A 24,994-nucleotide genomic window follows, 5' to 3' on the forward strand; every position below is an offset into this window, starting at 1 on the left:
GACATCAAATCTGACGGAACGTCAGAAACAAAAGGACGGTGAACCCCCTTGGAATTCGGGCTCTTCGTGCAGGGATACGTGCCTGAGGCGCGGTCCAAGGTCGACCCCCAGGCAGAGCACAAGGCGCTGGTCGAGGAGACCGAGTACGTCATCCAGGCCGACAAGTCCGGCTTCAAGTACGCCTGGGCCTCCGAGCACCACTTCCTGGAGGAGTACTCGCACCTGTCGGCGAACGAGGTGTTCCTCGGCTACCTCGCCCACGCCACCGAACGCATCCACCTCGGCTCGGGCATCTTCAACCCGCTCGCCCCGGTGAACCACCCGGTCAAGGTGGCCGAGAAGGTCACCATGCTCGACCACCTCTCCAAGGGCCGCTTCGAGTTCGGCACCGGCCGCGGCGCCGGCAGCCACGAGATCCTGGGCTTCCTGCCCGGCATCGAGGACATGAACGGCACCAAGGAGATCTGGGAGGAGACCATCGCGGAATTCCCCAAGATGTTCCTCCAGGAGGAGTACGAGGGGTTCCAGGGCAAGCACTGGTCGCTGCCGCCGCGGAAGGTCTTCCCCAAGCCGTACGGCAAGGCCCACCCGGCCATGTGGTACGCCGCCGGCTCGCCGTCCTCCTACGCGATGGCCGCCAAGAAGGGCCTCGGCGTGCTGGGCTTCAGCGTGCAGAAGGTCTCCGACATGGAGTGGGTCCTCGACCAGTACAAGACGGCCATCAGGGAGGCGAAGGCCATCGGCGCCTTCGTCAACGACAACGTCATGGTCACCTCCACCGCGATCTGCGCCGAGACCCACGACAAGGCCGTCGAGATCGCCGTCAACGCCAACATGAACCGCTTCCAGTCGCTGGTCTTCCGCTACCACGACACCTTCCCGCGGCCCGAGGCGATCCCGGAGTGGCCCGAGACCCTGCCCGAGTACAACGCGGAGATCATCGAGCTGCTGATCGCCGAGGAACTCCTCATCTGCGGCGACCCGTCGGAGGTCCGGGCCCAGTGCAAGCGCTGGGAGCAGGCGGGCGCGGACCAGCTCTCCTTCGGCCTGCCGACCGGCGTCTCCTACGAGGACACGATGACCACGATCAAGCTGATCGGCGAGCACGTGATCCCGCAGATCGACACGGACCCGGTCCACCGCACGACGCGCTTCCGGCAGTCCGCCTGACCCCTGCGGGGCGCCACGACGGGGACGGCGTCTTCCCGGACCGCCGTCCCACACCGGCCCCGGCCGGGCGGCCACCGGCCGGGGCCGCGGGGGCTCCGCCCCCGTACCCCCCGCGCCTCAATCGCCGGCGGGGCTGAACATTCGGCCCCGCCGGCGGTTGAGGCGCGGCGCGCAACGCGAACACCGGCTGAAGGGACGTCATGCTCGACCACCTGATCAAGGGCGCGACCGTCGTGGACGGCACCGGCGCCCCCGCCCGCGTCGCAGACGTGGGGATACGCGACGGCCGGATCGCGGCGATAGCCGCACCCGGCACCGTCACCGAAGAGGCCCGCACCAGCGAGGACGCCACCGGACTCGTGCTCACCCCCGGCTTCGTCGACCCGCACACGCACTACGACGCCCAGCTCTTCTGGGACCCCTACGCCACGCCCTCCATGAACCACGGCGTCACCACCGTCGCCGGCGGCAACTGCGGCTTCACCCTGGCCCCGCTCAACCCCGCCCGCCCCGAGGACGCCGACTACACGCGCCGCATGATGAGCAAGGTCGAGGGCATGGCGCTGGCGGCCCTGGAGGAGGGCGTCGACTGGACCTGGTCCACCTTCGGCGAGTACCTCGACGCCCTGGAGGGCCGGATCGCCGTCAACGCCGGCTTCATGGTCGGGCACTGCGCCCTGCGCCGCCACGTCATGGGCGAGGACGCCGTCGGCGGACAGCCCACCCCCGAGCAGATGCAGCAGATGCTCGACCTCTTCCACGACGCCATGAACGCCGGCGCCTGGGGCCTGTCCACCACCCAGTCCTCCACCCACTCCGACGGATCCGGCGCCCCCGTCGCCTCCCGGCACGCGAAGCCCGCCGAACTCCTCGCCCTGTCGAAGGCCGTCGCCGAACACGAGGGCACCCAGCTCGAAGCGATCGTCGCGGGCTGCCTCGACCAGTTCTCCGACGAGGAGATCGACCTCTTCGTCGAGATGAGCGCCGCCGCCGGACGCCCCCTGAACTGGAACGTCCTCACCATCGACGCCGCCGTCCCCGAACGCGTCCCGCGCCAGCTGATCCCCAGCGAGCGCGCCCGCAAGGCCGGCGGCCGCATCGTCGCGCTCACCATGCCGATCCTCACCCCCATGAACATGTCGCTCGGCACCTTCTGCGCCCTGAACCTCATCCCCGGCTGGGGCGAGGTCCTCGGCCTGCCCGTCCCCGAGCGGATCGCGAGGCTCCGCGACCCGGACGTACGCGCCGAGATGCTGCGCCGCGCCGACAGCAAGGAGGCCGGGGTCTTCCGCCGCCTCGCCCACTTCGGCCGCTACGTCATCGGCGACACCTACAGCAAGGAGAACGAGGGCCTCTCCGGGCGGGTCGTGAACGACATCGCGGCCGAACGCGGCCAGGACCCCTTCCAGTGCCTGGTGGAGATCTGCGCCAACGACGACCTGCGCACCGTGCTCTGGCCGATGCCCACCGACAACGACCCGGCGAGCTGGGCCCTGCGCGCCGAGACCTGGCAGCACGAGGACGTCATGCTCGGCGGCTCCGACGCCGGCGCCCACCTGGACCGGATGTGCGGCGCCCCGTACACGACCCGCTTCCTCGGCGACTGCCTGCGCGGCCGCAAGCTCGTGCCGCTGGAGCAGGCGGTGCGGATGCTCACGGACGACCCGGCCCGGCTGTTCGGGCTGCGCGAGCGCGGCCGCCTCGTCGAGGGCTACCACGCCGACCTGGTCCTCTTCGACCCCGAACGGATCGAGGCGGGCCCGGCCACCCTCGTCCACGACCTGCCCGGCAACAGCCCCCGCCTGGACGCCCGGGCCATCGGCATCGTCTCGGTACGGGTCAACGGCGTGGAGACCATCCGCGACGACGAGGTCACCGGGGCGGTCCCCGGCACCGTACTGCGGTCGGGCCGGGACACGAGGACGGTGAGCACCCGTTGAACGCCCAGTCCCTCTACATCGGCGGCGAGTGGGTGGAGCCCGCCGGCGGGCACTACGACGTGGTCAACCCGGCCGACGAATCGGTCGTCGGGCTCGCCCCCGAGGCCTCCCGCGAACAGGTCGCGGACGCCGCCCGCGCCGCCGCCGAGGCCTTCGACAGCTGGTCGCGCACGACGCCCGAGACCCGGGCGGCGATCCTCGACCGGGCCGCGGACATCATGCAGCGCGAGTTCGAACCGTGGACGGCCCTCGCGCAGGCCGAGACGGGCGCCCCGACCGGCATCGCCCGCGGCATGCAGGTCGGCGTCGGCGTGGCCCGCTTCCGCCGGTACGCCAGGGGCGCGCTGGAGCCCGTCGAGAAGGGGCTGCCGCCGCAGGTCACCGAGGCCGGCCCGATGGGGCGGGCGAGCATCCTGGGCGCGCTGGAGGTCCGCCAGCCCGTCGGCGTGGTCACCTGCATCACCTCCTACAACAACCCGTGGGCGAACCCGGCCGGCAAGGTCGCCCCCGCCCTCGCCATGGGCAACACGGTCGTCGTCAAACCGGCCCCGCAGGACCCGCTGTCCGTCTTCCGGATGGCGCAGGCGCTGCACGAGGCCGGGGTCCCGGCGGGGGTCGTCAACGTGGTCGGCGGGCAGTCGGTGGAGGTCGGCGAGGCCGCCGTGGACTCCCCGTACGTGGACATGGTGTCCTTCACCGGCTCCACGGGCGTCGGGCAGCGCATCGCGGAGGTCTGCGGCCGCACGATGAAGCGGCAGCTGATGGAGCTGGGCGGCAAGGGCGCGGCCGTCGTCATGGACGACGCCGACCTGGACGCCGCGGTGATGGGCATCGGCACGACCTTCTCCTTCTACTCCGGCCAGATCTGCACCGCCCCGACCCGGGTGATCGTCCACCGGTCGGTGTACGAGCAGCTGGTCGAGAAGCTCACCGGCTACCTGGCCTTCATGAAGGTCGGCGACCCGGCCGTGGCCGGGACGGTCGTCGGCCCGGTCATCTCGGCGGCGCACCGCGACCGCGTGGAGTCGTACGTCGAACTGGGGAAGAAGGAGGGCGCCCGGATCGCGTACGGCGGCGAGCGCCCGGTGGTCGGGGACGGCAAGGGCTTCTACGTCGCGCCGACCCTGCTCGTGGACTGCACGAACGACATGCGGGTGGTCCGCGAGGAGATCTTCGGCCCGGTCGTCGTGGTCGTCCCCTTCGACGGCGACGAGGACGAAGCGGTCCGGCTGGCCAACGACAGCGACTTCGGCCTGCTGAGCTACGTGTGGTCCGGGGACTCGGCGCGCGCGTTCCGCATCGCGCGGAGGCTGCGCGCGGGCGGCGTCGGCGTGAACACCATCGGCCGCAACATGGAGGCCCCGTTCGGCGGCTTCCGGCGCAGCGGGGTCGGCCGCGACGTCGGCTCCTACGCCCTGCACGCCTACAGCGAGATCCAGTCGATCGTCTGGCCGGGCTGAGACGCGGCAGCGGCGGCCGGCGGGGGGACCCCGGCCGGCCGCCGCACCGTGCTCCGGCGTGTGGTCCTACGTGTCCGGCCCGGACCCGTCGGCCCACGTGTAGCCGAGGGCCGCGGCGAGCTCGCTGCTCCCCCTTGCGAGCGGGGCGAAGTCCTTCGGGTCGAACTGCTCGATCCGGTCCAGTGCTCCGGCCGCCCGTTCCTCCGGCGGGCTGCCGTCATCGGGCAGCCGCCAGTCGAAGTACAGCCGCAGCGGCCGCCCGTGCCCGTCCTCGGCGCCGTCCGGGGCGAGGAACACGAGCCTGATCACCGTGGTGTGCGGTTCGCGAGGGTCGGTGGAGATCTCCGAGGGCATGAGGCCCCACCGCCCCAGCAACTCGGGCCGGTCCCGCAAGCCCGACGAGATCAGCCGGGCCGTGCGGCGGGCCGGCCAGCACCAGGAGTGGTCCCCTTCGGCGCGCTCGACCTCGGCATCGTAGGCGGCGGCGTCGAAGCGGTACTCCCGGGGCGGCCGCGCCTGCGCGTCGACCCCGCGCCAGCCGCCCCACACCACCTCGTCGCCGTCCCGGCGGATCGTCACGTACAGGGCGCCGCAGCAGCCCTCCGTGCAGTACGCCCGGGCGAGCTGCACCTCCCGCGGCTGCGGTTCGGCACGCAGGCCGAGGTGGTCGACCAGATACTCGGGGGCGTTTCCCCGGCCGCTGCGGAACAGCGCGGGGAGCAGCGGGAGCCCGTCGACCAGGAAGCGGGTCTCGACGCCGGGGAAGTCCGCAGCCGTCTGGACGCAGGCCACCTGGAAGGCGGGCGGCCCGTCGGCGGACGCCGGGACCGGATCGGGGGCGAAGGGCAGGCGTGCGTGTCGCCGGATCCAGTCCGCCAGGATCGGTGGCGCGTCTTCGCCCTTCACGACGAGGGCCCGTTCCAGCGCGTCGAGCAGGGCTTGCCGTTCACCGGGCCCCCGGTCGAGGAGGGCGGCGGGTCCGCTGTGCAGGTCGAGGGCGGTCGAGAGGAGCAGCGCCCGGTGGTCGGGGGTCGGCGGCAGCCGGTCCGCCTGCGCGACCGCGAGTGCGTAGACGCTCGCGGCAGGGCCGTATTCGAGGATCTCCCCCCGGCTGTCGGGCTGTTGGCACATCCCGTGCAGCAACCGGAGGGCCACGGCGGACAGTTCGAGGTCCCCCGGGCGGGCTTGCAGCAGACCGTGCAGGTCGGCGGCTTCGGCGATCCGGCGGGAGCGTTCCGAGGTCACCGTGTCGGGCAGCGCGAGCAGTGCCGTGCGTACGGCCTCGTGGTCACCGGTGGTGGTAGCCGCGAGCAGGTGTCGCTCCGGGTCCTGGCTGATCCGGCCGCGGAGCTCCAGCACGGCGGCGGCCTGCCGGTCCAGGGGGTCGAGGGCCGCTGCCGCCGCGGTGGCCAGGCCCCGCAGCATGCCGAGGGCCTTCAGGCACGGCACGTCCTCGGGCTCGCCGAGGCGGATCAGCAGGGCCATGCCGACTCCGACGGCCGCGACCGAGGTTCCGGTGCGGACCAGGTGGCGGGCGGTCCGCCGGGCCGCGGCCTCGTCCGCCGGAACGAGCCGTGCCACGTGCGCGCGCAGGCTGCGGTGGGACAGCCCCAGGGCGGCCACCTGCCGGTGGACGTCCTCGGCGGCCCGTACCGGGTCGGGGTCGGCCAAGAGGGGCTCGATCGCCGCGGTCACCTCGCGGTGCGCGGCCTGCCACCGCAGGCGGTTGCGGAACTGCTCGGGTGGTTGGCCGTCGGGCAGGGGGTATCCGTCGGTGGGGACCTGCGCGTCCGGCTCGATGCCGTGGCGGAAGAGGGCGTAGTCGTGGAGGGAGGTCGTCCGGGAGGTGAGCGGCGGGCGCTCGTCGCGGGCGCTCACCGGGCGGGGTGGTACTCGATTCCGTTGGTCATGCCCCGCAGCATGCCCCAGTGATCATCCGGCGTCCAGCGAGAATGCGGCCTCGCCGCGGACGCGGCCGTTGACCTGGAGCTGCACCAGGTGCTCGCCGGAGTGGTAGCGGCGGGTGGTGATCGGCTTGAAGGAGTGCCGCCTGGTGCCGGCGAGCGTTTCGCCGGGGCCCAGCGCGCGGGTGACGAGCTTGAACACCTTCGGGGTGCGGGTGCCGTTCGCCTTGGTGTGGTGCACGACGTAGTCGATCACCAGCTCGGCCGGGAGTTCGCCGGTGTTGGTGACCGCGTAGTCGAAGACGAGGTACTCCCCGACGGCGACCCGCGGGGTGGTCACCACCGGCCCCCGCACGGTGACCGGTACGTCCGGGGCGTGGCCGAGCAGGGTCAGCGCCTCGGGCCGGCCGGCCTTGATCAGGGTGCGCAGGCCGTGCCGTACGACGCGGTCCGTCGTACCGGCGGGCTCCGCGAGCCAGCGGGCCGCGGTCTCGACGGCGAGGGCGGGGTGGTCGCGGCAGATGTCGTTGAGGTGGTTGGAGACGGAGCGGCGCACGTACTCGGACTCGTCGCGGTAGAGGGCGTCCAGCACGGGCAGGGCCGGCCGCGGGTCGGCGACGAACGCGGGCAGCTGCGGGGCCCACGGGAGCCGGGGCCGGGTGCCTTCGCTGGCGAGGCGCCGTACGTGCGGGTCCGGGTCCCCGGTCCACTCCCGTACGACGGCAAGGGCGCGGCCGGGGTCGGCGCGCAGGAAGGGGCGCACCGCGGATTCGGCGGTCAGCCGCGGGGTGAGGTCGTGCAGCAGCTCCAGGCCGGGCTCGAACGCCTCCAGTCCGCGGACGGCGACGGCCTCGTTGACGGGGAAGGTCATCCACCCCTCGAAGGCGGGTTCGGCGAGCGCGGTGCGCACGACGGCCTCGAAGCCGGGCCAGTCCTCGGGGAGGTCCGCGAGCACGGCGTCGCGGACCGCGGCGACCCGGCCGCTGTACGACAGCCCGTCGAGCGCGGCGGCGCGGGCGGTCAGGGCGGGCGCGGACCGGCGGCCGCCGGCCCGGGCCAGCAGGCCGGCCAGGGTGGTGACGGTGTCCGCGCTGAGGAGCTCATCGGCCGTGGGCATGGGGACAGTCTCGCGGATCGCCCGTCGAGGCGGCCCCGCCCGGACCGGGCGGGCCCCGCCCGGACCGGCGGGGTTCCTCAGTGGTCCATGTAGTAGTCCGTGAGGACGCAGCCCTTCACCAGCGCCGGTTCCTTGCGGAAGCCGCTCGGCGGCTTGAAGTCCGGGTGGCAGTTGAGCATGAGCAGTCCGGCCTGCGGCTGGAGCAGGGCGCTCATGGAGTCCGCGTCCTGGGATCCCATGGCGAAGTCCTGGCCGACGACGATGCCGCTGTCGGGGTTGCCCCTGTTGCCCTTCTTCGCCATCTCCGCCTTGAAGGCCGTCTGGAAGGCCTTCGCGTCCTTGTAGAGGAGGATCGTGGTGTGGTTCTGCCTGCCGCAGTAGCCGGTCTCCGTCACGGTGCCGGCCTTGTTGAACTCGGCGTCCGCACTCGTCGGGCTGTCCTCGCCGTTGTCGGCGCTGACCTGGCCGCAGTCGGTGAAGCCGCCGATGAACCGGGCGGCCGCGGCCATGGTGCCCGCCTTGGGCAGCTTCTGGAACGCGGTGCCGTCCTTGGGGGCGTTCCCGTTGACCCCGCCGTTCTTGGTGGGGTTCTCCAGGGTGCCCTCGTGGGCGCCGCCGTCGGTGGCGCCGCCCGTCCCGGTGTCGGCGCCGGAACCGATGCCGCCGACGGTCGGGTTCGCGCCGCCCCCGCAGGCGGTGAGGGTGAGCAGGGCGGTGACGGCCGCGGCCGATGCCAGCAGTGATGTGGTGCGCATGCGCATGGTGACTCCCCCGTGAACGACCTTGAACCGCGGTGACTCTAGGTCGATGATCATGTTCGCGGCAAACCGGTCCACATACCCCGTTACCACTGGTCACCGCAAAGTCACGAGGGAAACTTTGGAAAAGTGCAAATCGGACATGCCTGCGGTTTCCGCATGCCGAAAGCCTCTGTGTCGATCCTCTCGAATCGCGGTTGGATGCCTGAGTGAACCTTGTATTAAGTGATTGTGAACTGTCTCGGCCTCAAGATTCCAAGGCGTCGAGGGCCGTTCTCTTCCGGACTTCGATCCTCCAGATGTGGAAAACGCACCATCTAACGTCCTGACCCATGACTCAGCTGGACGTTCGGCCTCAGGCCGGAGACACGGTAAGCGGCGTCGCCGACGGCGATGTTCGCGGCAAGGGCCTCGGCAAGGGGTCCGTGGGGCTCGTGGGCAGCGCCGTCATCGGCATCTCCACCGTCGCCCCCGTCTACTGCCTGACCTCGACCCTCGGCTCCACCGCCGGCGAGGTCGGCATGCAGATGCCCGCGATCTTCCTCGCCGGCTTCCTCCCGATGCTCCTGGTCGCCTTCGCCTACCGCGAGCTCAACAAGGCCATGCCGGACTGCGGCACCTCCTTCACCTGGACCGTCAAGGCCTTCGGCCCGCGGATCGGCTGGATGTGCGGCTGGGGCCTGGTGATCGCCACGATCATCGTGCTCTCCAACCTGGCGGGCGTCGCCACCTCCTACTTCTGGCTGCTGGCCGGCGAGATCACGAACAATCCGTCGATCGCCGCCCTGGACGACAACAAGCTCGTCCACATCGCCACCTGCCTGACCCTGATCGCGCTCGCGACTGCCATCAGCTACCGCGGCATGACCGCCACCAAGGGCGTCCAGTACGCCCTGGTCGGCCTCCAGCTCGTCGTGCTCGCCGTCTTCGTCGCGATGGCCTTCCAGAAGGCCTCCGCCGGCACCTTCGACACCGGCCTGGACTTCTCCTGGTCCTGGATGAACCCCTTCGCGGTCGAGTCCATGGCGGCCTTCACCGCCGGCCTCTCGCTCTCGATCTTCATGTACTGGGGCTGGGACGCGTGCCTGGCCACCAACGAGGAGACCACCGGCTCCACGAAGACCCCCGGCCGCGCCTCGCTCATCGCGATGGTCGTCCTGGTCGGCTCCTACCTCGCCACGGGCGTCGCCGCCCAGATGGCGGTCGGCTCCGGCGGCGAGGGCCTCGGCCTCGCCAACGAGGAGACCTCCGACAACGTCTTCGCCGCCCTCGCCGGCCCGGTGATGGGCCCGGTGCTCGGCATCCTGCTCTTCATCGCCGTCCTGGCCTCCGCCGCGGCCTCCCTGCAGACCACCTTCATCCCGGTGGCCCGCACGGTCCTCGCCATGTCGACGTACGAGGCGCTGCCGCCCTCCTACGCCAAGGTCCACCCCAAGTTCAAGACCCCGGGCCGCGCCACCGTCATGGCGGGCGCCGCCACCGGCCTCTTCTACACGGTGATGACCCTGGTCAGCGAGAACGTCCTGACCGACACGATCTTCGCGCTCGGCCTGATGATCTGCTTCTACTACTCGCTGACCGCGTTCGCCTGCGCCTGGTACTTCCGCGCCGAACTGCGCCGCTCCTCCCGCGACCTGTTCTTCAAGGGCGTCTTCCCGGTCCTGGGCGGACTGCTGCTGGCCGCGGTCTTCTGCAAGACCCTCTTCGACATGTGGGACCCGGCCTACGGATCCGGTTCCACCGTCCTCGGCGTCGGCAGCGTCTTCATCATCGGCGTGGGCCTGCTGGCCCTCGGCCTGGTGATCATGTTCGTCACCGAGCGCCGCAGCCCCGCCTTCTTCCGCGGCGAGGTCCTGACGAAGTCCACCCCGTCCCTGGTGGTCGAGGACTGACACCCAGCCCGCGACGCCCCGCCGAGTCATCCCCGCGGCCCCGGATCGATCCCCCCGATCCGGGGCCGCCGGCGTTCCCGCCGCGGTGTCGTCGGGCTACCCGAGCAGATACTGCTCGTCACCGAATTCGGCCACGATCTTGAGCCTGCCGCCGAGGGCGCGGACATAGGCGGCGAGAGTCTCGACCTCACTGCGTTCGAGTTCGCCGTTCTCGATCCGGGAGACCCTGGCCTGGGTGACCCCCATCGCCTCGGCCACCTGAACCTGCGTGGTGTGCTGCCGCTTGCGCACCTCGGCCAGGCGGTGCGCACGGACGACGGCGATCATCTCCGCCGCGCCCCGGTCGATCTCGGCCCGTTCTGCGGGGGAGAAGCCGAACTCCTCGACGACGTCATCCCAGCGGGCGGCCCGCGCCGGGCCGTCGGGCGTCTGGGTCATGGTGTGTCCTCCTCCGATTGCGTCATGTAATCCTCGTACGCCTTCTCGGTCACTCCAAAGTGGTGGGCGGGTGGTGACTCGGGGTGCGGCGGGTCGTTGGGTCGGGCATGACTGCCATGAAGCGCACCCTTGCCGCCCTGGTCCTGTCCGGCGGTGCCGCCCTCGCACTGGTACCCGGCGCCGCGCACGCCGCCGACGAGCCGTCCGGGGCCGCGCCGCTCGTCGGCCGCGTCGTCGACATCGCCGACCACCCCGCGCAGACCGTCCAGGACGCGAAGACGGCGGTCGCGGTGACCCAGGGCGCGGTCGGCTCCGCCACGAAGGCCACCGACAGCTCCCTCGGCGGTGCCGGCACGGCCCTGGACGCCGGGCTGCCGAAGACCCCCAAGGTCGGCTGAGCCCCGGCCCGGACGGGCGGCGGTACGGCTGCCGGAGGCGTTCGTTGAGCAGCGCATGATCCTCTGGCTGCTCAACCACGTCAGCACCTTCGTCATCGCCGTCCTGCTCGTGGGCGGCCTCACCGGCCTCGCCGCGGCCGGCAGTGCGGCCGCCCGCCGCCGCTTCCCGCACCTCGCCCAGGGCGAGCACAACGAGATGGTCGGGGTCGCGCTCGGCATGTTCGGCGCGATCTACGGCATCATCCTCGCCTTCGTCGTCGTCACCCTGTGGACGCAGCGGGAGAACACCCAGAACATCGTCGCCGCCGAGGCCAGCGACCTGGCCGCCGTCGTGCGCGCCGCCGACGCATTCCCCGCCGCCGACCGGGCGCGCGTGCACACGGCGGTGGGCGCCTACGCGCACGGCGTCGTCGAGGTGCAGTGGCCGCTGATGCGCGAGGGCCGGCCCAGCTACGAGGCCACCGGCGCGCAGACGCACGGCCTCTACCAGGCACTCCTGGCCTACGAGCCGCAGGGCCCGCGCGCCGAGACCTTCTACGCGGAGGCCGTCACCCGCCTCGGCGACCTCAACTCGCAGCGCCGCGCCCGGATCACGATGGCCGAGACCTCCCTGCCCGTCCTGCTCCAGGTGCTCGTGTACGGCGGTGCGTTCGTGATCGTCCCGCTCACCTTCCTCTTCGGGCTGCGCAGCCTGAAGATGCAGCTGCTCTTCGTGTCGGCGGTGGCGGGACTGATCGGCTTCAGCCTGCTCCTGGTGGTGGCCCTGGACCGGCCCTTCGCCGGAGACCTGAGCGTGTGCCCGGAGCCGTACAAGGAGGCGGTCCTGGCGCAGTTCTGGGCGGGCGGCGGCGACGCCCCGGCGGTTCAGCCCCAGGTGCGGGAGCAGAGCACCGGCCGGTAGCCGTCGGGGTCCGGGGGCGGGTGCTCCCGCCCGCAGACTTGGCCGGTATTGGCCGCGCGGACCGCAGCGCGGATTCCGCTTACGGCCGAGGGCGCCCACCCGGCCCCGCCGTACCGGCCCCGGCGACGCCACCGACCAGGTTCAGGACAGGGGTGTTTTTCAGCCACGCGGGCTCTGAGCTGGGGAAATGTGCTGAGCGCGGTCCGGCGGCACGGCCTAGGATCGACTCCGCTGACGGCCCCTTACCAGCCGCGCATGCCGCTGCCACGGGGGGAGCGAGGTGCCTCGTAGCTGGTCCCACCGGGCCGTTCAGCCCTTTCGGAACACCTATGCGGGGGATACAGCGACATGAACAAGAACCTTCTGCGCGCCTGTGCGGTCGGCGCGGCCGCGGCCGCCTTCTCCGGGGCCCTCTCGGTCTCGCAGGCGAGTGCGGCGCAGACCTGCTCGAGCGCGGGCACGAACGCCCGGATCCAGGTCATGACCGGGATCATCCCCGAGGCACAGCTGTCGGCACCGACCTGCGTGGAGGCCGTCGCCGACGGCAAGGTCCGCGGCAAGGCGACCGTCAACTGGGGCTTCATCAACGACGGCCAGTCCGACATGACCAGCAAGCGCTTCACCTCCTTCAAGGTGACGACGCGTCTGGAGAGCCGGGTCCCGGGCGGCACCGACGTCGTGGTCAACAGCAAGACCTGCGACGTCACCGCCGCCATCAATGCCAAGCCCGAGGGAAGCCTCACCTGCCTGACCCCCGCGGTCGTCCTCGACCCTGCCAAGCAGTGGTCCGGCGACGCGACCGTCGTCTACGACATCGAGGGCGACGGCAAGGGAGCCATCACCTGGCAGCTCACGGGCTCGCCGCTGATGAGCCAGTAGCCGTTTCCCCGTCGGGGACGTAGACGCTGACCCGGTAGGTCGTCGGGTGGGTGAGCCGGCCGCAGAAGGTGTCGATCCGGACGCGCGCCGGGTCGGTGACCGTGCCCGCGTCCTGGAGCCGGCGCAGGAACTGCCTCAGCTCCGCCTGCTCCTGCGTCTCGAACAGCGGCTCCCACCGGCCGGGGACGTTCTCCGGCCGGTGCCGCTCGTCGTGCCGCTGCTGCCTCTGCCTGCGTCTGCGCTGCCCGGGCATGTGGACCGGTCTCCTTTCAGGGCCGCCGGCGCGGTGCGTCGTGGCCCGGGTCGCCGGGGTCGGCGAAGTGGAACGGTACGCCGAGGCGGTCCGCCGGCGTGCGGCCCGCCCCGGTAGGCGGACGGAATGGGTCCGCAAGCAGCGGCAGTTGCACGCCACATGACGACCGACAACATTGACGCCACCGACCGTTCGTTCCTCTTCGTCCTCGGCAGCTCCCGGCCGGAGGGCAACAGCGAGACCCTCGCCCGCGCCGCCGCCGAACAGCTTCCCGCCGGCATCCCGCAGCGCTGGGTGGACCTCGCGAAGGACCCGCTGCCCGACTTCCAGGACGGCCGGCACGAGGACGGGACCTGGCCGGTGAGCGAGCAGGAGGAGGAACTGCGCCGGCTCACCCTGGAGGCCACCGACATCGTCATCGTCTCGCCCCTGTACTGGTACACGGTCTCGGCGAACACCAAGCGCTACCTCGACTACTGGTCCGGCTGGCTGGGCGTGCCCGGCCTGGACTTCAAGAAGCGGATGGCCGGCCGCACCCTGTGGGGCGTCACGGTCATGTCCGAGGAGGACGAGGTCCGCGCCGACGGGCTGATCACCGCCCTCAACCACTCGGCGGCCTACCTCGGAATGCGCTTCGGCGGGGTCCTGCTCGGCAACGGCTCCCGCCCCGGCCAGGTGCGGGGCGACGAGCGCGCGATCACCCGCGCGAAGACCTTCTTCGAGCGCGAGGCCCCGCTCGCCCGGTTCCCCGCGCAGGAGGAGACCGGGGAGCGGTAGCCGCGCCGCCGCTCAGCGGGTGGAGGTGACGCCGCCCAGGAACGCGGTCCAGACACCGGGGGTGACGGCCAGCTCGGGGCCGGCCGTCACCTTGGAGTCTCGGACGTGCACGGCGCCGGGGCAGGCGGCTACCTCGACGCAGTCGTCGCCGTCACCGCTGCTGTACGTGGACTTGTGCCAGGAGAGGGCGACCTCGACGCAGCTGTCGCCGTCGCCGCTGCTGTAACTGCTCTTGAACCACCGGAGCCGGGAGCTCTTCACAGGGATCCTCGCCTTCGCATCAACAGGCCGGCGGTGTCCGCCGGATTGAGGGCCTGGATGCGAAGTTTGGCATACCGGAGGTGGAGGAGGCTGAGGTCCTTCGGGTCGGTCAGCACCCTGCCCGACTGCTGGCCCTCGCTGTATCCCACCCATTCGTGGTCCTGGGTTTCGAGGAGGCGGAAGGGGCCACCGAGACCGGCGTGTTCGGGGCTGACCAGCGGCATGATCTGCAGGTCCACGTTGGGCAATCGGCCGCACTCCAGCAGGTGGTCGATCAGCTGGCGGCTCACCTCCGGCCCACCGGTCTGCCGCAGGATCACCGCCTCGTCGATGATGAAGCTGAAGACGGTGTACGGGGTGCGGGAGAGCAGTTGCTGGCGCTCCAGCCGGGCCGTGATGCGCGCCTCGACCTCTTCGAAGGTGGGCGGCGGCAGGACGTCGTCCACCAGCGCGCGGGCGTAGGACTCCGGCTGGAGCAAACCGGGAACGGACCGGCACTCGTAGGTGTTGAGGATGACGGCGCCCTCCTCCAGCTCCGCCCACCGCCGGAACCACGTCGCCAGGCCGCGCCGTCGCGTCAGCTGCCGGGCCGCGATGTCGATGACGCCGAAGGTGTCCAGGACCGCCTCGGTCTTGTGCACGAACTTCTGCGACGGGTGGCGGCGGCCCTGCTCGACCGAGCCGACGTACTGGACCGAGTACCCGATCAGCGGGGCCAGTTGCTCCTGGGTCAGGCCGGCGCGTTTGCGGGAGGCCTTGACCGTCTCGCCGAAGCTGCGCAGGTTGTCGTCCGGCTCGACCTCGCCGTCACCGTTGCCGTCGGCACTCACCATGGCGGTCACCTCCCCGCCAGCAGATTCACGCACCGTGACCGCGCCTGTCCAGGGAGTGGACTCGTACAGTTGGTTTGTACGAGTCCGGGTGGTGTTGAACGAGCCTGGTCGGGCGGGATGTTGGCGCCCATGACCGACGCTTCCGGCCGCGCCCGGACCCTCGTACGCGTGTTCACTCAGCGTTTCACCAGCACCTGCCGCGGGGCCCGGCTGGCCCGACAGCTGGCCCTCGTCGAGCTGCACGACTGGGGCTTCCCCGAATCCACCGCCTTCTCCGCCGACGCCGGGCTCCTCGTGGCCGAACTCGCCGCCAACGCCGTCCGGCACGGCCGCGTCCCCGGGCGGGACTTCGAGCTGAAGCTGACGCTCCTGGAGGAGCTCCTGCGCATCGAGGTCTCCGACGCCCGACGCGACCGCCGCCCGGCCGTCCAGCCGCACGCCTACCAGGCGGAGTCCGGCTACGGCCTGCGCATCGTGGACGCCGTCGCCGCCGACTGGGGCGTCACGGAGCGCATCGTCGGCAAGACGGTCTGGGCCGAGCTGCGGCGCCGGAAGGCTCCTGTCAGCGGCACCGGCTACCTTCCGCTCTGAAGGATCGGGCGGGCACGAGCGGGCGGTGGCACATGGAGCGGGAGCGCGAACCGGGGACGGTCGTCGAGGTGGGGTACGCGCAGGGCTGGGACCTGACGGCCCGCGCACCCTGGCGGCCCCTGTCGGCCGAGGAGGCGCGGGAGCGGGACGCGGCGGGGCTCCCGTACGTCGCGGAGTACCGGATACCGGGCCGGGAGGCCCCCGTCGAGGTCCGGCTCGTCTCCTGGCCGGACCACCACGTCGGTCTCTGGGTCTACGACGAGCAGGGCCGCCGTACTCACGAGGCGGACTACAGGCTCCTGGACGGGGACCGGCTGCTGACCCGGATCACCCGCATCTGGCGGTACGCCGGGCCGGACACGGCCGAGTTCGACGAGGAGGCCCCGCAGGTCACCTACACCCTGCACCCCGACACCAGGGGCATCGTGTCGCACGCACCGCGCGGATCGAAGGGATCCAGGCGGGAGACCCTGGCCGACGTGCCCGACGGGGAGAAGTGGCGGGACCGGCCCGCCTTCGAGGACTGGCCCGTGATCTCCGCGCAGGTGCAGGGGCTGGCGGAGCCCGTCACCCTCCGGGCGGCCGCCACCGTCGCCGGTCGGGGCGCCGATACCGATACCGATACCGCTGTCGACACCGAGCCCGCCGGTCTGTGGCGGGCGCCGCGGCCCGGCACGGCCGGGCCGGTGGACGCGCTGTTCCGGCCCGGGACGCGCATGACCACGTCGGCATACCCCGACATGACGGTCGTGGAACCCCGGCGGTCGGGGACCCTGAACGTGCCGAGCGGGCTGCTGGCCATCGACTGCCCCCACCACGCGAAGGGGCCGCGCCTCACCGTCGCCGTGCCGCCGGGGGAGCACGTGCTGGAAGAGGCGCAGATCGCCTTCGGGTACCACTGCATGTACGACGACCGCTGGGTGGACACCACGGAGCCGACGGCGGTCCGGCTGCGCGTGAGCGAGGAGCCCGCCGTGTCCTGGGAGATGGCACTGGCACCCGAGGACGACGTCCGGCTGCTGCAGAACGGGCATGCGTACGGCTTCGGCACGGACGGTGCGACGGGGGCCTTCGCCGACGCCGTGGCGTGGGGGCCGCTCCAGGAACGCGTCGACGGGGCGATGGACCACAACGACCCCGACGACGCGGAGGACTTCACCGGCTCCATGTTCCTGCTGCGGACCCGCGAGCCGGAATCCGGAGCGGAACTGGTGGCCTTCGCCGTGTGCTCGGACGGCTACCACCCCGCCTGGGTGGGCCGGTCGGCCGAGGGGGACGTGGTCGGTGTGGTGGTGGTCGTGGACGAGATGCCGGCCCTCGCGGACGCTCCCTGAGCCCTGCCCTTCGCGCCCCGGCCTCAGTGGCCCCGGTACACCTCGCGCCTGTGCCCTGCTGCCAGTGCCCAGACGATGAGCTGATCGTCCTCGACGGTGTGGACGACGCGGTAGTCGCCGACGCGCAGGCGCCAGCGTGTCGCGTGTCCCCGGAGCACCTTGACGTCGAACGACGCCGTGTCCCCCGCCGTGAGCGCCTTCTGCAGTTCGGCGAGCCGGTGCAGGATGCGCACGGCGTCAGGGCGGGGGATCTTGAGCAAGTCGCGTTGTGCGTGTGACGTGAACCGGGTGACGTAGCCCATCCGTCATGCCTGCTGATCGCGGAGGATGGCGGCCATTTCCTCCAGGGACACGGATCCCTCGAGACCCTCGCCCTCGGCCTCGTCGGCCATGGCGTTCAGCCAGGCGTCTTCGCTCTCGTCCGCGAGGCGGCGCAGACGCTGGTACTCGTCGATGTCGATCACGACGGCTTCTTGCTTGCCGCGTCGCGTGATGATCGTGGGCACTCCCTCGCGGCGGGCGCGGTCTATGGCGTCGGCCAGGTGACTGCGCACTTCCGCCATGGATTCGATGACCGGCTCACTCATGTCAGCAATGTACCAGATGTACATGAAGGCGGCTTGTTGGTCAGAGGTACTGGGCGAAGCCGTCCAGGGTGCGCAGGATCTCCGGCTCGGGGGCCGAGGGGAGTTGGAGGACGACTTCCTCGATGCCGAGGTCGGCGTAGTGGGCGAGCTTGCCCGGGCTGGGGTGCACGGCGTACGGGACCACTTGGAGGGACTTCGGGTCGCGGCCGGCGGTCTCCCAGAGCTGCCGCAGCACCGGGAGGGACTCGGTGAGGCCGCCGCCGCCGATCGGGAGCCAGCCGTCGGAGTGGTCGGCGATCGCGGCGAAGAGCTTCGGGCCGGCCGCGCCGCCGATCAGGGTGCGGGGGCCGTGCAGGGGGGATCCGGGGCCGAGTTCCCGCGGGGCCTGGGCGGGCTTCGGGTGGGCGCTGCTCGCCTGGACGGAGCAGTACTGGCCGACGTACGCCGTCGGCTCGGGCGCCCACAGGGCGCGCATCAGGGCCATCCGGTCGCGGACCAGGTCGCGGCGGGTGCGCCACTCGACGCCGTGGTCGGCGGCCTCCTCGACGTTCCAGCCGTAGCCGATGCCCAGGGTGAAACGGCCGCCGGAGAGGTGGTCGAGGGTCGCGACCTGCTTCGCGAGGCCGATCGGGTCGTGCTGGGCGACCAGGGTGATGCCGGTGCCCAGGTGCAGCCGTTCGGTGACGGCGGCGGCCTGGCCGAGGGCGACGAAGGGGTCGAGGGTGCGCCCGTACATCTCGGGGAGTTCGCCGCCCATGGGGGCGGGCGTCTCGCGGGCGACCGGGATGTGGGTGTGCTCGGGGAGATAGAGGCCCGAGAAGCCGCGTTCCTCCAGACTGCGGGCGAGGCGGACGGGGGAGACGGTGCGGTCGGTGAGGAAGACGGTCGTGGCGATCCGCATGCGGGATGGCACCTCCGGCAGCCGGGACGTGGGAACGCCACGGTACGGCCTGCGCCCGCGATTGTTGAGGGGGCGTCAGGTCGGTCAGCCGCGGGGGTAGCGGGCCAGCCAGCCGGGGGAGGCGGTGGAGGGGCTGTGGAGGGTCGGGCCCTGGGTCATCTCCAGGGCGAAGTCGTCGCACAGTTCCAGGAGCGTGGCGCGGCCTTCGAGCTCCGCGAGCCATGCGGGGGGCAGGGCCGTCTCGCCGTGGAGGGCGCCGAGCAGGGCCCCGCACAGGGAGCCGGCGGCCACGGAGTCGCCGCCGTGGTTGACGGCGAGGCGCAGGCCGTGGGCGACGTCCTGCGCGACCAGGGCGCAGTAGACGGCGACGGCGAGGGCGTCCGAGGCGTCCGGCTCGGTCTCGCCGGGGGTGAGGGCTTCGACGGCTTCGGGGCCGGGCGCGCCCCGGGTGACGGCCGCCATGGCGCGCTGGAGGGCGTCGGTGACGGGCTGGTGACCGGGGCGGGCACCGAGCAGCCCCAGGGTGCGCTGGACGGCGGCGTCGAGGGAGTCGCCGCGGATCAGCCCGTGGACGATGACGGCGAGGGCCCCGGCCGAGAGGTGGGCGGTGGGATGGCCGTGGCTCTGGGCGGCGCACTCGACGGTGAGCTGGAGGACGAGGGCGGGCTCCCAGCCGACGAGCAGCCCGAAGGGCGCCGAGCGGGCGGCGGCGGCCGCGCCGCGGGCGGCCGGGTTCTTGGGCCGGTCGAGGGTGGCGAGGACGTCGTCGCCGAAGCCGGTCAGGCAGGCGCGGTCGGGGTCGCGGCGGGCGTAGAGCCACTCCTGCTGCGCGAGCCAGCCGTTGTCCTCGCGGCGCTCGTCGGGGCCCCAGTCGTGCTGGGTCGCCGCCCAGCGGCGGTACGCGCGGTGCACGTCGGTGGGCGGGTGCCAGGCGCCGGTGTCCCGGCGTACGTGGGCCCGGATCAGCCCGTCCACGGTGAAGAGGGTGAGCTGGGTGGCCGCGGTGACCCGGCCGCGGCGGCCGTGCGCGGGGGCGGGCGCGGTCAGGCCGTCGGGGCCGTGGGCGGCGCGCACGGCGTCGAGGGAGAGGCCGGTCAGGGGCGCGCCGAGGGCGTCGCCGAGGGCCGCGCCGAGGAGGGTGCCGCGGATCCGGCTGCGGAAGTCCTGCTGCTCGATCCGGCCCCAGAGCCCGGTGGCGATCCCCCGCCCGAGCGTCCTGCCTCCGGCGGTGTCGGCGGTGTCGGCGGTGTGGCGCGGCCGGCCTCCGGCCGGGGTGGTGGGGCTGGTGGCTGCCGCCCCGCCGGCCTGCCCCTGGCTCGCGGCCGGGCTGCCGCCCTGCGCTCGGCCTCCGGCCGGGTTGGCGTTGCTGGGCGTGGCCGCGGCGCGGGTGCCGCCGGCCGGGCTGCTGCCCTGTCCGTGGCCTGCGGCCGGGCCGGGAGCGTCCGTACCGCCGTCCGGGGCGGCGGTGCTGTGCGGTGCCGCCGCACGGGTACCGCCCGCCGGGCTGCCGCCCTGCGTTTCGCCTCCGGCCGGGTTGGTGGTGCTGGGCGTGGGCGCGGGGCGGGTGCCGGCGGTCGGGACCGAGCCCGCGGCCCCGCCGGCCGGGCCCTCCGTCGGGCTCGGGCCCGCCGTCCCGGCTGCCGGGGCCGGGGTGAAGCCCGGGGGGAGGGGGCCCGGGCCCGGGCCCGCGGCCTTGCCGTCGTCCGTACCGATCACGTCGTCCACCCCCGGCACCGCGCCCCCCGATGACCTGTAACCGCCGCGCATGCGAAATCCGCACTGTAGTGGACACGTTCGATCGAAACCGGAAGCCGTACGCCAAGAGGTCCTTAAGTGAGCAGAGATCGGCCGGAATCCGAACAGTTCCGGCCGCCGCCTGGCGAGTGGCACGTTTTGCCACTTGCCTTCGAGGCGGCCAGTTTCAGCCACACCGCGTTCACCCGACGTTCTCCGCGGCCGCCCAGCCTCGACCGCATGAAGAAGGCTCTCCTCGCCGCGACCGTCGTCGCCTCCGCGCTCACCGCCACCCTGATCACCGCCCCCGCCGCCAACGCCGGCGCCCGCTCCGCCATCCCCTTCACCGAAGCCACCGTCACCGCCGGGGCCGACGGCTCCTTCACCCTGGAGTGGAAGGCCCCGACCGGCAAGCGGGTCGAGATCAGGGCGAACGGCAAGGTCGTCGCCAAGGGCGGCGCCCAGGGCCGGGCCGTCGTCACGGGCCTGCCCGCCGCCGACCGCCAGTGGTTCGACTTCACGCCGCAGCGCGGCCAGGGCCTGCGCCTCGCCGACCGGCTCGTGAAGCTGGAGGGCACCGCCAACTTCCGCGACGCCGGCGGCTACCGCACCGCCACCGGCCAGTGGGTGAAGATGGGCGAGGTGTACCGCTCGGACGCCCTGAACAAGCTCACCCCCGCCGACCTCGCCAAGCTCCGGCGCCTGCACATCAGGACCGTCTTCGACCTGCGCATGGAGGACGAGCGCACCAAGGACGCCGACAAGGTCCCGGCCGGCGCCGCCTACGTCGTCGCCGACGTCTTCGCGGGCTCCGGCTCCTTCCAGACCATGCCCCGCACCCCCGAAGAGGCCGTCAGGGCCATGGTCGACGCCGAACGGGCGATGGTCTCCGGCGCCGGCGGCAAGAAGGCGTACGCGCAGGTCCTCGACGGCATCGAGCGCGACCGCGCCCGCTCCGTCCTCTTCCACTGCACCGCCGGCAAGGACCGCACCGGCTGGGCCAATGCCGCCCTGCTGACCGCCCTCGGCGTGCCCCGGCAGACCGTCGAGGCCGACTACCTGGCCAGCAACGACTACCGCAAGGCCGCCAACGACGCGATCCTCTCGCACCTGCCCGCCCAGCAGGCCGCCGTCTACAAGCCGCTGCTCGACGTGCGCCCCGAGTACCTGAACGCCGGCTACGACGAGGTCAGGACCACGTACGGCTCCTTCGACCGCTACCTGGAGGACGGGCTCGGCATCGACGCCCGCGAGCTGAAGCAGCTCAAGAAGGACCTCCTCGTCGGCTGACCGGTCGGCTGACCCGTAGCGGGGGAGGGGGCCGGGGCCGGGCCGCGGACCCCCTCCGCTCCGCTCAGTCCAGTACGGGCAGCAGCTCCGGCAGGTGCCCGTCCGAGGCGAGGGCCGCCCGCTGCCGCTCCTCGGGCACCTCCCCGTACAGCGTCGTACGGGGCTTCGCGGGCCGCCCCGCCGCCTCCGCGACCGCCACCAGGTCCCGCACCGACTTGTACGAGCCGTAACTCGACCCGGCCATGCGGGAGATGGTCTCCTCCATCAGCGTGCCGCCGAGGTCGTTCGCCCCGGAACGGAGCATCTCGGCCGCGCCCTCGGACCCCAGCTTCACCCAGCTCGTCTGGATGTTGGGGATGTGCGGGTGCAGCAGGATCCGGGCCATCGCCGTCACCGCGCGGTTGTCGCGGACCGTCGGCCCGGGCCGGGAGATGCCCGCCAGGTACACGGGGGCGTTGGTGTGGATGAACGGGAGCGTCACGAACTCCGTGAAACCGCCCGTCTGCTGCTGGATACGGGCCAGCGTGCGGAAGTGGCCGAGCCAGTGCCGGGGCTGGTCCACGTGCCCGTACATCATCGTGGACGAGGAGCGGATCCCCAGCTCGTGCGCCGTGGTGACGACGTCGATCCAGTCCGCCGTCGGCAGCTTGCCCTTGGTCAGGACCCAGCGCACCTCGTCGTCCAGGATCTCCGCCGCGGTCCCCGGGATCGAGTCCAGTCCGGCCTCCTTGGCCGCCGTCAGCCAGTCCCGTACCGACATGCCCGTGCGGGTCGCGCCGTTGACGACCTCCATCGGCGAGAAGGCGTGCACGTGCATGCCCGGCACCCGCTGCTTGACCGCCCGCGCGATGTCGAAGTACGCCGTCCCCGGTAGGTCGGGGTGGATGCCGCCCTGCATGCACACCTCGACCGCGCCGACGTCCCAGGCCTGGGCGGCCCGGTCGGCGACCTGGTCGAGGGAGAGGGTGTAGGCGTCGGCGTCGGTGCGGCGCTGCGCGAAGGCGCAGAAACGGCAGCCGGTGTAGCAGACGTTGGTGAAGTTGATGTTCCGCGTGACGATGTAGGTGACGTCGTCGCCCACCACCGACCGGCGCAGGTCGTCGGCGATCCGGCACAGGGCGTCGAGGGCCGGCCCGTCCGCGTGCAGCAGCGCGAGCGCCTGCGCGTCGGTCAGCTTCGTCGGGTCGTCGGCGGCCTGCGCCAGGGCGGCGCGCACGTCGGTGTCGATGCGCTCGGGGACCATCCCGGGCGCGGCCGCCTCGCGCAGCGCGTCCCAGTCGCCGTAGACGTGGTCGAAGTCCTCGCGCCGGTCGGCGCTGCGGCCCTCGCTGTCGATGGCGGTGTGCAGGTCGGTGCGCCCGTACGCGGCGAAGCCCTCGTCGGGCTCCTGCCACGGCCGGCCCTCGACGGCGGCCGACTCGTCCGCGAGCCCGGTGTCCGCGTCGGCCAGCGCCCGTACGTGCGGCAGCAGCCGCGGGTCCAGCCAGGGTTCGCCGCGCCGGAGGAACTCCGGGTAGATGGTGAGGCGTTCGCGCAGCTCGAAGCCGGCGGCCGCGGTCCGCGCGGCCAGCTCCTCGATGTGCGGCCAGGGGCGCTCGGGGTTGACGTGGTCCGGGGTCAGCGGGGACACGCCGCCCCAGTCGTCGATGCCCGCGCCGATGAGCAGGGCGTACTCGGCGTCCACCAGGTTCGGCGGAGCCTGGATCCGGGCGCTCGGGCCCAGGATGTGGCGGGCGACGGCGATCGCGGCGGCCAGCTCCTCCAGCTCCGCGTCCGGCATGCCGCGCATGGCGGTGTCCGGCTTGGCGCGGAAGTTCTGGACGATGACCTCCTGGATGCCGTGGTAGCTGCGCTGGATGCGGCGCAGTTCGAAGAAGGCATCCGCCCTCTCCTCGTAGGACTCGCCGATACCGATCAGGACGCCGGTGGTGAAGGGGACGTTGGAGCGTCCCGCGTCCTCCAGCACGCGCAGCCGTACGGCCGGTTCCTTGTCGGGGGAGCCGTGGTGGGGGCCGCCCGGCTCGGACCACAGGCGGGTGGCGGTGGTCTCCAGCATCATGCCCATGGACGGGGCGACGGGCTTGAGGCGCTGCAGCTCGGACCACGACATGACGCCGGGGTTGAGGTGCGGCAGCAGGCCCGTCTCCTCCAGGACGCGGATCGCCATGGCGCGGACGTAGGCGAGGGTGTCGTCGTAGCCGTGCGCGTCGAGCCACTCGCGGGCCTCGGGCCAGCGGTCCTCGGGGCGGTCGCCGAGGGTGAAGAGGGCCTCCTTGCAGCCCATCGCCGCACCCTGGCGGGCGATGTCGAGGACCTCGTCGGGGGAGAGGTACATCCCGTGGCCGCTCCGGCGGAGCTTGCCGGGGACGGTGACGAAGGTGCAGTAGTGGCACTTGTCGCGGCAGAGGCGGGTGAGGGGGATGAAGACCTTGCGCGAGTACGTGATGACACCGGGCCGCCCGGCGGCGGCGAGCCCGGCGTCCCGGACGCGAGCGGCGGAGGCGGCGAGGTCCCGGAGGGCCTCGCCGCGCGCCTGGAGGAGCACGGCCGCCTCGCCCGCGTCGAGCGCGACGCCGTCTCGGGCCCGTCGCAGCGCGCGGCGCATCGCGTTTTCGGTCGGAGCCTCACTCAGAGTGGTCATGGGGCGAGCATACGATCCGACGTCCCGGTGGTGGAGCGGGTCATCTCATCAGCTCACCGGCGTTGACCAGCAGTGATTGGCCGGTAATCGCCCGGGCCCGGTCGGAGGCGAGGAACACGGCGGCGTCGGCGACGTCCCCGTCGGTGGCGAGGTCGGGCAGCGCCATGCGCTCGGTGAGGCGGGCGTGCACCTCGGCCTCGGGGACGTTCTCGGTGTGGGCGGTGAAGGTGACGAAGGCCTGAACCGGCGGGCCCCACATCCAGCCGGGCAGCACGGTGTTGACGCGTATCCGGTGCGGGCCGAGCTCGCGGGCCATGGAGTACATGGCGGAGGTCAGGGCTCCCTTGGAGGCGGCGTAGGCGGCCTGCTGCACCTCGTTGGGCGCGGCCACGGCGGACTGCGTCCCGATGATGACCACGGACCCGCCCCGCTCCTTGAGGGCGGGCAGGCAGGCCCGCGTCATGCGTAGGGTGCCCAGCAGGTTGACGTCGATGATCTGCTGCCAGGTCCCGAAGTCGGCGTCCTGGAGCCCGCCGAAGTACGAGTCCCAGGCGGCGACGTGCACGACGGCGTCGACGCCGCCGAACCGCTCCACCGCCAGGGCGGCGAGGGCCTCGCACTGCGCCTCGTCGCCGATGTCGGTCGGCCGGTGGGCGGTGTGGGCGCCGTCGGGGTCGATCTCGGCGGCGGACTTGGCGAGATTCGCCTCGGTCCGCGCCCCGAGCACGGCGTTCCCGCCGTCCCGCACGACGGCGGCGGCCACCTGGTGCCCGAGCCCGGCCCCGACGCCGGAGACGATGACGGTCTTCCCTCGCAACAGCACGACGTACCTCCAGGCACCCGACCACATCTGACGACCCGTCAGACTAGGCTGCGCCGCGCCCCGAGGGAAGGGGCGGGTGCGGGTCGCGGGCCCCTGGCCCTCCCGCGGGCGC

At 72.4% G+C, this 24,994-nt stretch carries 24 protein-coding genes; 11 read left to right on the plus strand and 13 right to left on the minus strand.

Annotated features, from left to right (window positions below; translation table 11 throughout):
• Positions 1-48: 48 nt before the first annotated feature.
• The 3 genes from AB0O53_RS14950 (at position 49) to AB0O53_RS14960 (ending at position 4,570) form a co-directional block, all read left to right on the plus strand.
• Positions 49-1,170 (plus strand): LLM class flavin-dependent oxidoreductase, encoded by a 1,122-nt coding sequence (locus AB0O53_RS14950; RefSeq protein WP_350994488.1) that lies wholly within the window; start codon positions 49-51, stop codon positions 1,168-1,170.
• Positions 1,171-1,370: 200 nt separating this feature from the next.
• Positions 1,371-3,110 carry an N-acyl-D-amino-acid deacylase family protein gene (locus AB0O53_RS14955; RefSeq protein ID WP_365195832.1) on the plus strand — a complete coding sequence of 580 codons (1,740 nt, stop codon included), beginning with the start codon at positions 1,371-1,373 and terminating at the stop codon, positions 3,108-3,110.
• The gene (locus AB0O53_RS14960) at positions 3,107-4,570 is read left to right on the plus strand and encodes an aldehyde dehydrogenase family protein (protein ID WP_350994484.1); all 1,464 of its coding nucleotides are present in this window, start codon (positions 3,107-3,109) and stop codon (positions 4,568-4,570) included. The genes AB0O53_RS14955 and AB0O53_RS14960 overlap by 4 nt, the downstream gene beginning before the upstream one ends.
• Positions 4,571-4,636: 66 nt before the next feature.
• Here the strand turns inward: AB0O53_RS14960 and AB0O53_RS14965 are convergent, their stop codons facing one another.
• From AB0O53_RS14965 to AB0O53_RS14975, 3 genes are all read right to left on the minus strand, one after another.
• On the minus strand, positions 4,637-6,448 hold the full coding sequence (locus AB0O53_RS14965) for a hypothetical protein (RefSeq protein WP_350994482.1): 1,812 nt from the start codon (positions 6,446-6,448) through the stop codon (positions 4,637-4,639).
• Between the two features lie 54 nt (positions 6,449-6,502).
• Positions 6,503-7,591, minus strand: coding sequence for a DNA alkylation repair protein (locus tag AB0O53_RS14970; protein ID WP_350994480.1), 1,089 nt, complete (start codon positions 7,589-7,591; stop codon positions 6,503-6,505).
• A gap of 77 nt (positions 7,592-7,668) precedes the next feature.
• Entirely contained in the window at positions 7,669-8,346 is a 678-nt protein-coding gene (locus tag AB0O53_RS14975) for a hypothetical protein (RefSeq protein ID WP_350994478.1), read from the minus strand.
• Positions 8,347-8,681: 335 nt separating this feature from the next.
• Between AB0O53_RS14975 and AB0O53_RS14980 the strand changes: the two genes are divergently transcribed.
• Positions 8,682-10,241, plus strand: coding sequence for an APC family permease (locus AB0O53_RS14980; RefSeq protein ID WP_350994477.1), 1,560 nt, complete (start codon positions 8,682-8,684; stop codon positions 10,239-10,241).
• Positions 10,242-10,337: 96 nt separating this feature from the next.
• On the opposite strand, the gene AB0O53_RS14985 is transcribed toward AB0O53_RS14980, so the two are convergent.
• Complete coding sequence (locus AB0O53_RS14985) at positions 10,338-10,679, minus strand: helix-turn-helix domain-containing protein (RefSeq protein WP_350994475.1); 342 nt, start codon at positions 10,677-10,679, stop codon at positions 10,338-10,340.
• 116 nt (positions 10,680-10,795) lie between these two features.
• Between AB0O53_RS14985 and AB0O53_RS14990 the strand changes: the two genes are divergently transcribed.
• The 3 genes from AB0O53_RS14990 to AB0O53_RS15000 all read left to right on the plus strand — a co-directional run bounded on the left by AB0O53_RS14990 (position 10,796) and on the right by AB0O53_RS15000 (position 12,857).
• The gene (locus tag AB0O53_RS14990; RefSeq protein WP_365195837.1) at positions 10,796-11,077 is read left to right on the plus strand and encodes a hypothetical protein; all 282 of its coding nucleotides are present in this window, start codon (positions 10,796-10,798) and stop codon (positions 11,075-11,077) included.
• Positions 11,078-11,132: 55 nt separating this feature from the next.
• Complete coding sequence (locus AB0O53_RS14995) at positions 11,133-11,978, plus strand: bestrophin-like domain (protein ID WP_365195840.1); 846 nt, start codon at positions 11,133-11,135, stop codon at positions 11,976-11,978.
• Positions 11,979-12,326: 348 nt separating this feature from the next.
• Complete coding sequence (locus AB0O53_RS15000; protein ID WP_350994469.1) at positions 12,327-12,857, plus strand: hypothetical protein; 531 nt, start codon at positions 12,327-12,329, stop codon at positions 12,855-12,857.
• Here the strand turns inward: AB0O53_RS15000 and AB0O53_RS15005 are convergent.
• Positions 12,829-13,110: a hypothetical protein gene (locus AB0O53_RS15005; RefSeq protein WP_350994467.1), complete on the minus strand. Its 282-nt coding sequence runs from the start codon at positions 13,108-13,110 to the stop codon at positions 12,829-12,831. The genes AB0O53_RS15000 and AB0O53_RS15005 overlap by 29 nt on opposite strands.
• A 159-nt stretch (positions 13,111-13,269) precedes the next feature.
• Between AB0O53_RS15005 and AB0O53_RS15010 the strand changes: the two genes are divergently transcribed.
• Positions 13,270-13,887: a flavodoxin family protein gene (locus AB0O53_RS15010; RefSeq protein ID WP_350994466.1), complete on the plus strand. Its 618-nt coding sequence runs from the start codon at positions 13,270-13,272 to the stop codon at positions 13,885-13,887.
• 12 nt (positions 13,888-13,899) lie between these two features.
• Here the strand turns inward: AB0O53_RS15010 and AB0O53_RS15015 are convergent, their stop codons facing one another.
• Together AB0O53_RS15015 and AB0O53_RS15020 are read right to left on the minus strand one after the other, a co-directional pair.
• Complete coding sequence (locus tag AB0O53_RS15015; protein WP_350994465.1) at positions 13,900-14,148, minus strand: DUF397 domain-containing protein; 249 nt, start codon at positions 14,146-14,148, stop codon at positions 13,900-13,902.
• Positions 14,145-14,981: a helix-turn-helix domain-containing protein gene (locus tag AB0O53_RS15020; RefSeq protein ID WP_365195844.1), complete on the minus strand. Its 837-nt coding sequence runs from the start codon at positions 14,979-14,981 to the stop codon at positions 14,145-14,147. The genes AB0O53_RS15015 and AB0O53_RS15020 overlap by 4 nt, the downstream gene beginning before the upstream one ends.
• Before the next feature lie 129 nt (positions 14,982-15,110).
• Between AB0O53_RS15020 and AB0O53_RS15025 the strand changes: the two genes are divergently transcribed.
• Both AB0O53_RS15025 and AB0O53_RS15030 read left to right on the plus strand, forming a co-directional pair.
• Positions 15,111-15,572 (plus strand): ATP-binding protein, encoded by a 462-nt coding sequence (locus tag AB0O53_RS15025; protein WP_365195847.1) that lies wholly within the window; start codon positions 15,111-15,113, stop codon positions 15,570-15,572.
• A gap of 32 nt (positions 15,573-15,604) precedes the next feature.
• Positions 15,605-16,906 carry a DUF4241 domain-containing protein gene (locus AB0O53_RS15030; RefSeq protein WP_350994459.1) on the plus strand — a complete coding sequence of 434 codons (1,302 nt, stop codon included), beginning with the start codon at positions 15,605-15,607 and terminating at the stop codon, positions 16,904-16,906.
• A gap of 23 nt (positions 16,907-16,929) precedes the next feature.
• Here AB0O53_RS15030 and AB0O53_RS15035 read toward each other — a convergent pair whose 3' ends face one another.
• The 4 genes from AB0O53_RS15035 to AB0O53_RS15050 all read right to left on the minus strand — a co-directional run bounded on the left by AB0O53_RS15035 (position 16,930) and on the right by AB0O53_RS15050 (position 19,594).
• Positions 16,930-17,208, minus strand: a complete 279-nt coding sequence (locus tag AB0O53_RS15035) for a type II toxin-antitoxin system RelE family toxin (protein ID WP_365195850.1) — start codon at positions 17,206-17,208, stop codon at positions 16,930-16,932.
• A 3-nt stretch (positions 17,209-17,211) separates the two neighbouring features.
• Positions 17,212-17,493: a type II toxin-antitoxin system Phd/YefM family antitoxin gene (locus AB0O53_RS15040; RefSeq protein WP_350994455.1), complete on the minus strand. Its 282-nt coding sequence runs from the start codon at positions 17,491-17,493 to the stop codon at positions 17,212-17,214.
• Positions 17,494-17,533: 40 nt separating this feature from the next.
• Positions 17,534-18,394, minus strand: a complete 861-nt coding sequence (locus tag AB0O53_RS15045) for a TIGR03619 family F420-dependent LLM class oxidoreductase (protein ID WP_350994453.1) — start codon at positions 18,392-18,394, stop codon at positions 17,534-17,536.
• An 84-nt stretch (positions 18,395-18,478) separates the two neighbouring features.
• Positions 18,479-19,594, minus strand: coding sequence for an ADP-ribosylglycohydrolase family protein (locus AB0O53_RS15050; protein WP_365196031.1), 1,116 nt, complete (start codon positions 19,592-19,594; stop codon positions 18,479-18,481).
• Between the two features lie 774 nt (positions 19,595-20,368).
• On the opposite strand from AB0O53_RS15050, the gene AB0O53_RS15055 reads away from it, so the two are divergent.
• Complete coding sequence (locus AB0O53_RS15055) at positions 20,369-21,418, plus strand: tyrosine-protein phosphatase (RefSeq protein ID WP_350994451.1); 1,050 nt, start codon at positions 20,369-20,371, stop codon at positions 21,416-21,418.
• A 64-nt stretch (positions 21,419-21,482) separates the two neighbouring features.
• Here AB0O53_RS15055 and AB0O53_RS15060 read toward each other — a convergent pair whose 3' ends face one another.
• A complete protein-coding gene (locus AB0O53_RS15060; RefSeq protein WP_365195852.1) occupies positions 21,483-24,059 on the minus strand; it encodes a bifunctional FO biosynthesis protein CofGH in 2,577 nt (858 codons plus the stop codon).
• Positions 24,060-24,099: 40 nt separating this feature from the next.
• Positions 24,100-24,909 carry an SDR family oxidoreductase gene (locus AB0O53_RS15065; protein WP_350994447.1) on the minus strand — a complete coding sequence of 270 codons (810 nt, stop codon included), beginning with the start codon at positions 24,907-24,909 and terminating at the stop codon, positions 24,100-24,102.
• Positions 24,910-24,994 lie beyond the last annotated feature (85 nt).

The organism is Streptomyces erythrochromogenes, from assembly GCF_040684695.1.
Classification (GTDB): Bacteria; Actinomycetota; Actinomycetes; order Streptomycetales; family Streptomycetaceae; genus Streptomyces; species Streptomyces erythrochromogenes_C.

Bases quoted from the DNA above. Each gene is read 5' to 3' on its own strand.
- AB0O53_RS15025 (WP_365195847.1), top strand. From the start codon at position 15,111: ATGACCGACGCTTCCGGCCGCGCCCGGACCCTCGTACGCGTGTTCACT.
- AB0O53_RS14995 (WP_365195840.1), top strand. From the start codon at position 11,133: ATGATCCTCTGGCTGCTCAACCACGTCAGCACCTTCGTCATCGCCGTC.
- AB0O53_RS15005 (WP_350994467.1), bottom strand. From the start codon at position 13,110: ATGCCCGGGCAGCGCAGACGCAGGCAGAGGCAGCAGCGGCACGACGAG.
- AB0O53_RS15060 (WP_365195852.1), bottom strand. From the start codon at position 24,059: ATGACCACTCTGAGTGAGGCTCCGACCGAAAACGCGATGCGCCGCGCG.
- AB0O53_RS15010 (WP_350994466.1), top strand. From the start codon at position 13,270: ATGACGACCGACAACATTGACGCCACCGACCGTTCGTTCCTCTTCGTC.
- AB0O53_RS14955 (WP_365195832.1), top strand. From the start codon at position 1,371: ATGCTCGACCACCTGATCAAGGGCGCGACCGTCGTGGACGGCACCGGC.
- AB0O53_RS14985 (WP_350994475.1), bottom strand. From the start codon at position 10,679: ATGACCCAGACGCCCGACGGCCCGGCGCGGGCCGCCCGCTGGGATGAC.
- AB0O53_RS15030 (WP_350994459.1), top strand. From the start codon at position 15,605: ATGGAGCGGGAGCGCGAACCGGGGACGGTCGTCGAGGTGGGGTACGCG.
- AB0O53_RS15055 (WP_350994451.1), top strand. From the start codon at position 20,369: ATGAAGAAGGCTCTCCTCGCCGCGACCGTCGTCGCCTCCGCGCTCACC.
- AB0O53_RS15045 (WP_350994453.1), bottom strand. From the start codon at position 18,394: ATGCGGATCGCCACGACCGTCTTCCTCACCGACCGCACCGTCTCCCCC.
- AB0O53_RS15000 (WP_350994469.1), top strand. From the start codon at position 12,327: ATGAACAAGAACCTTCTGCGCGCCTGTGCGGTCGGCGCGGCCGCGGCC.
- AB0O53_RS14980 (WP_350994477.1), top strand. From the start codon at position 8,682: ATGACTCAGCTGGACGTTCGGCCTCAGGCCGGAGACACGGTAAGCGGC.
- AB0O53_RS15035 (WP_365195850.1), bottom strand. From the start codon at position 17,208: ATGGGCTACGTCACCCGGTTCACGTCACACGCACAACGCGACTTGCTC.
- AB0O53_RS15040 (WP_350994455.1), bottom strand. From the start codon at position 17,493: ATGAGTGAGCCGGTCATCGAATCCATGGCGGAAGTGCGCAGTCACCTG.
- AB0O53_RS14975 (WP_350994478.1), bottom strand. From the start codon at position 8,346: ATGCGCACCACATCACTGCTGGCATCGGCCGCGGCCGTCACCGCCCTG.
- AB0O53_RS15065 (WP_350994447.1), bottom strand. From the start codon at position 24,909: ATGTGGTCGGGTGCCTGGAGGTACGTCGTGCTGTTGCGAGGGAAGACC.
- AB0O53_RS14970 (WP_350994480.1), bottom strand. From the start codon at position 7,591: ATGCCCACGGCCGATGAGCTCCTCAGCGCGGACACCGTCACCACCCTG.
- AB0O53_RS15020 (WP_365195844.1), bottom strand. From the start codon at position 14,981: ATGGTGAGTGCCGACGGCAACGGTGACGGCGAGGTCGAGCCGGACGAC.
- AB0O53_RS14990 (WP_365195837.1), top strand. From the start codon at position 10,796: ATGAAGCGCACCCTTGCCGCCCTGGTCCTGTCCGGCGGTGCCGCCCTC.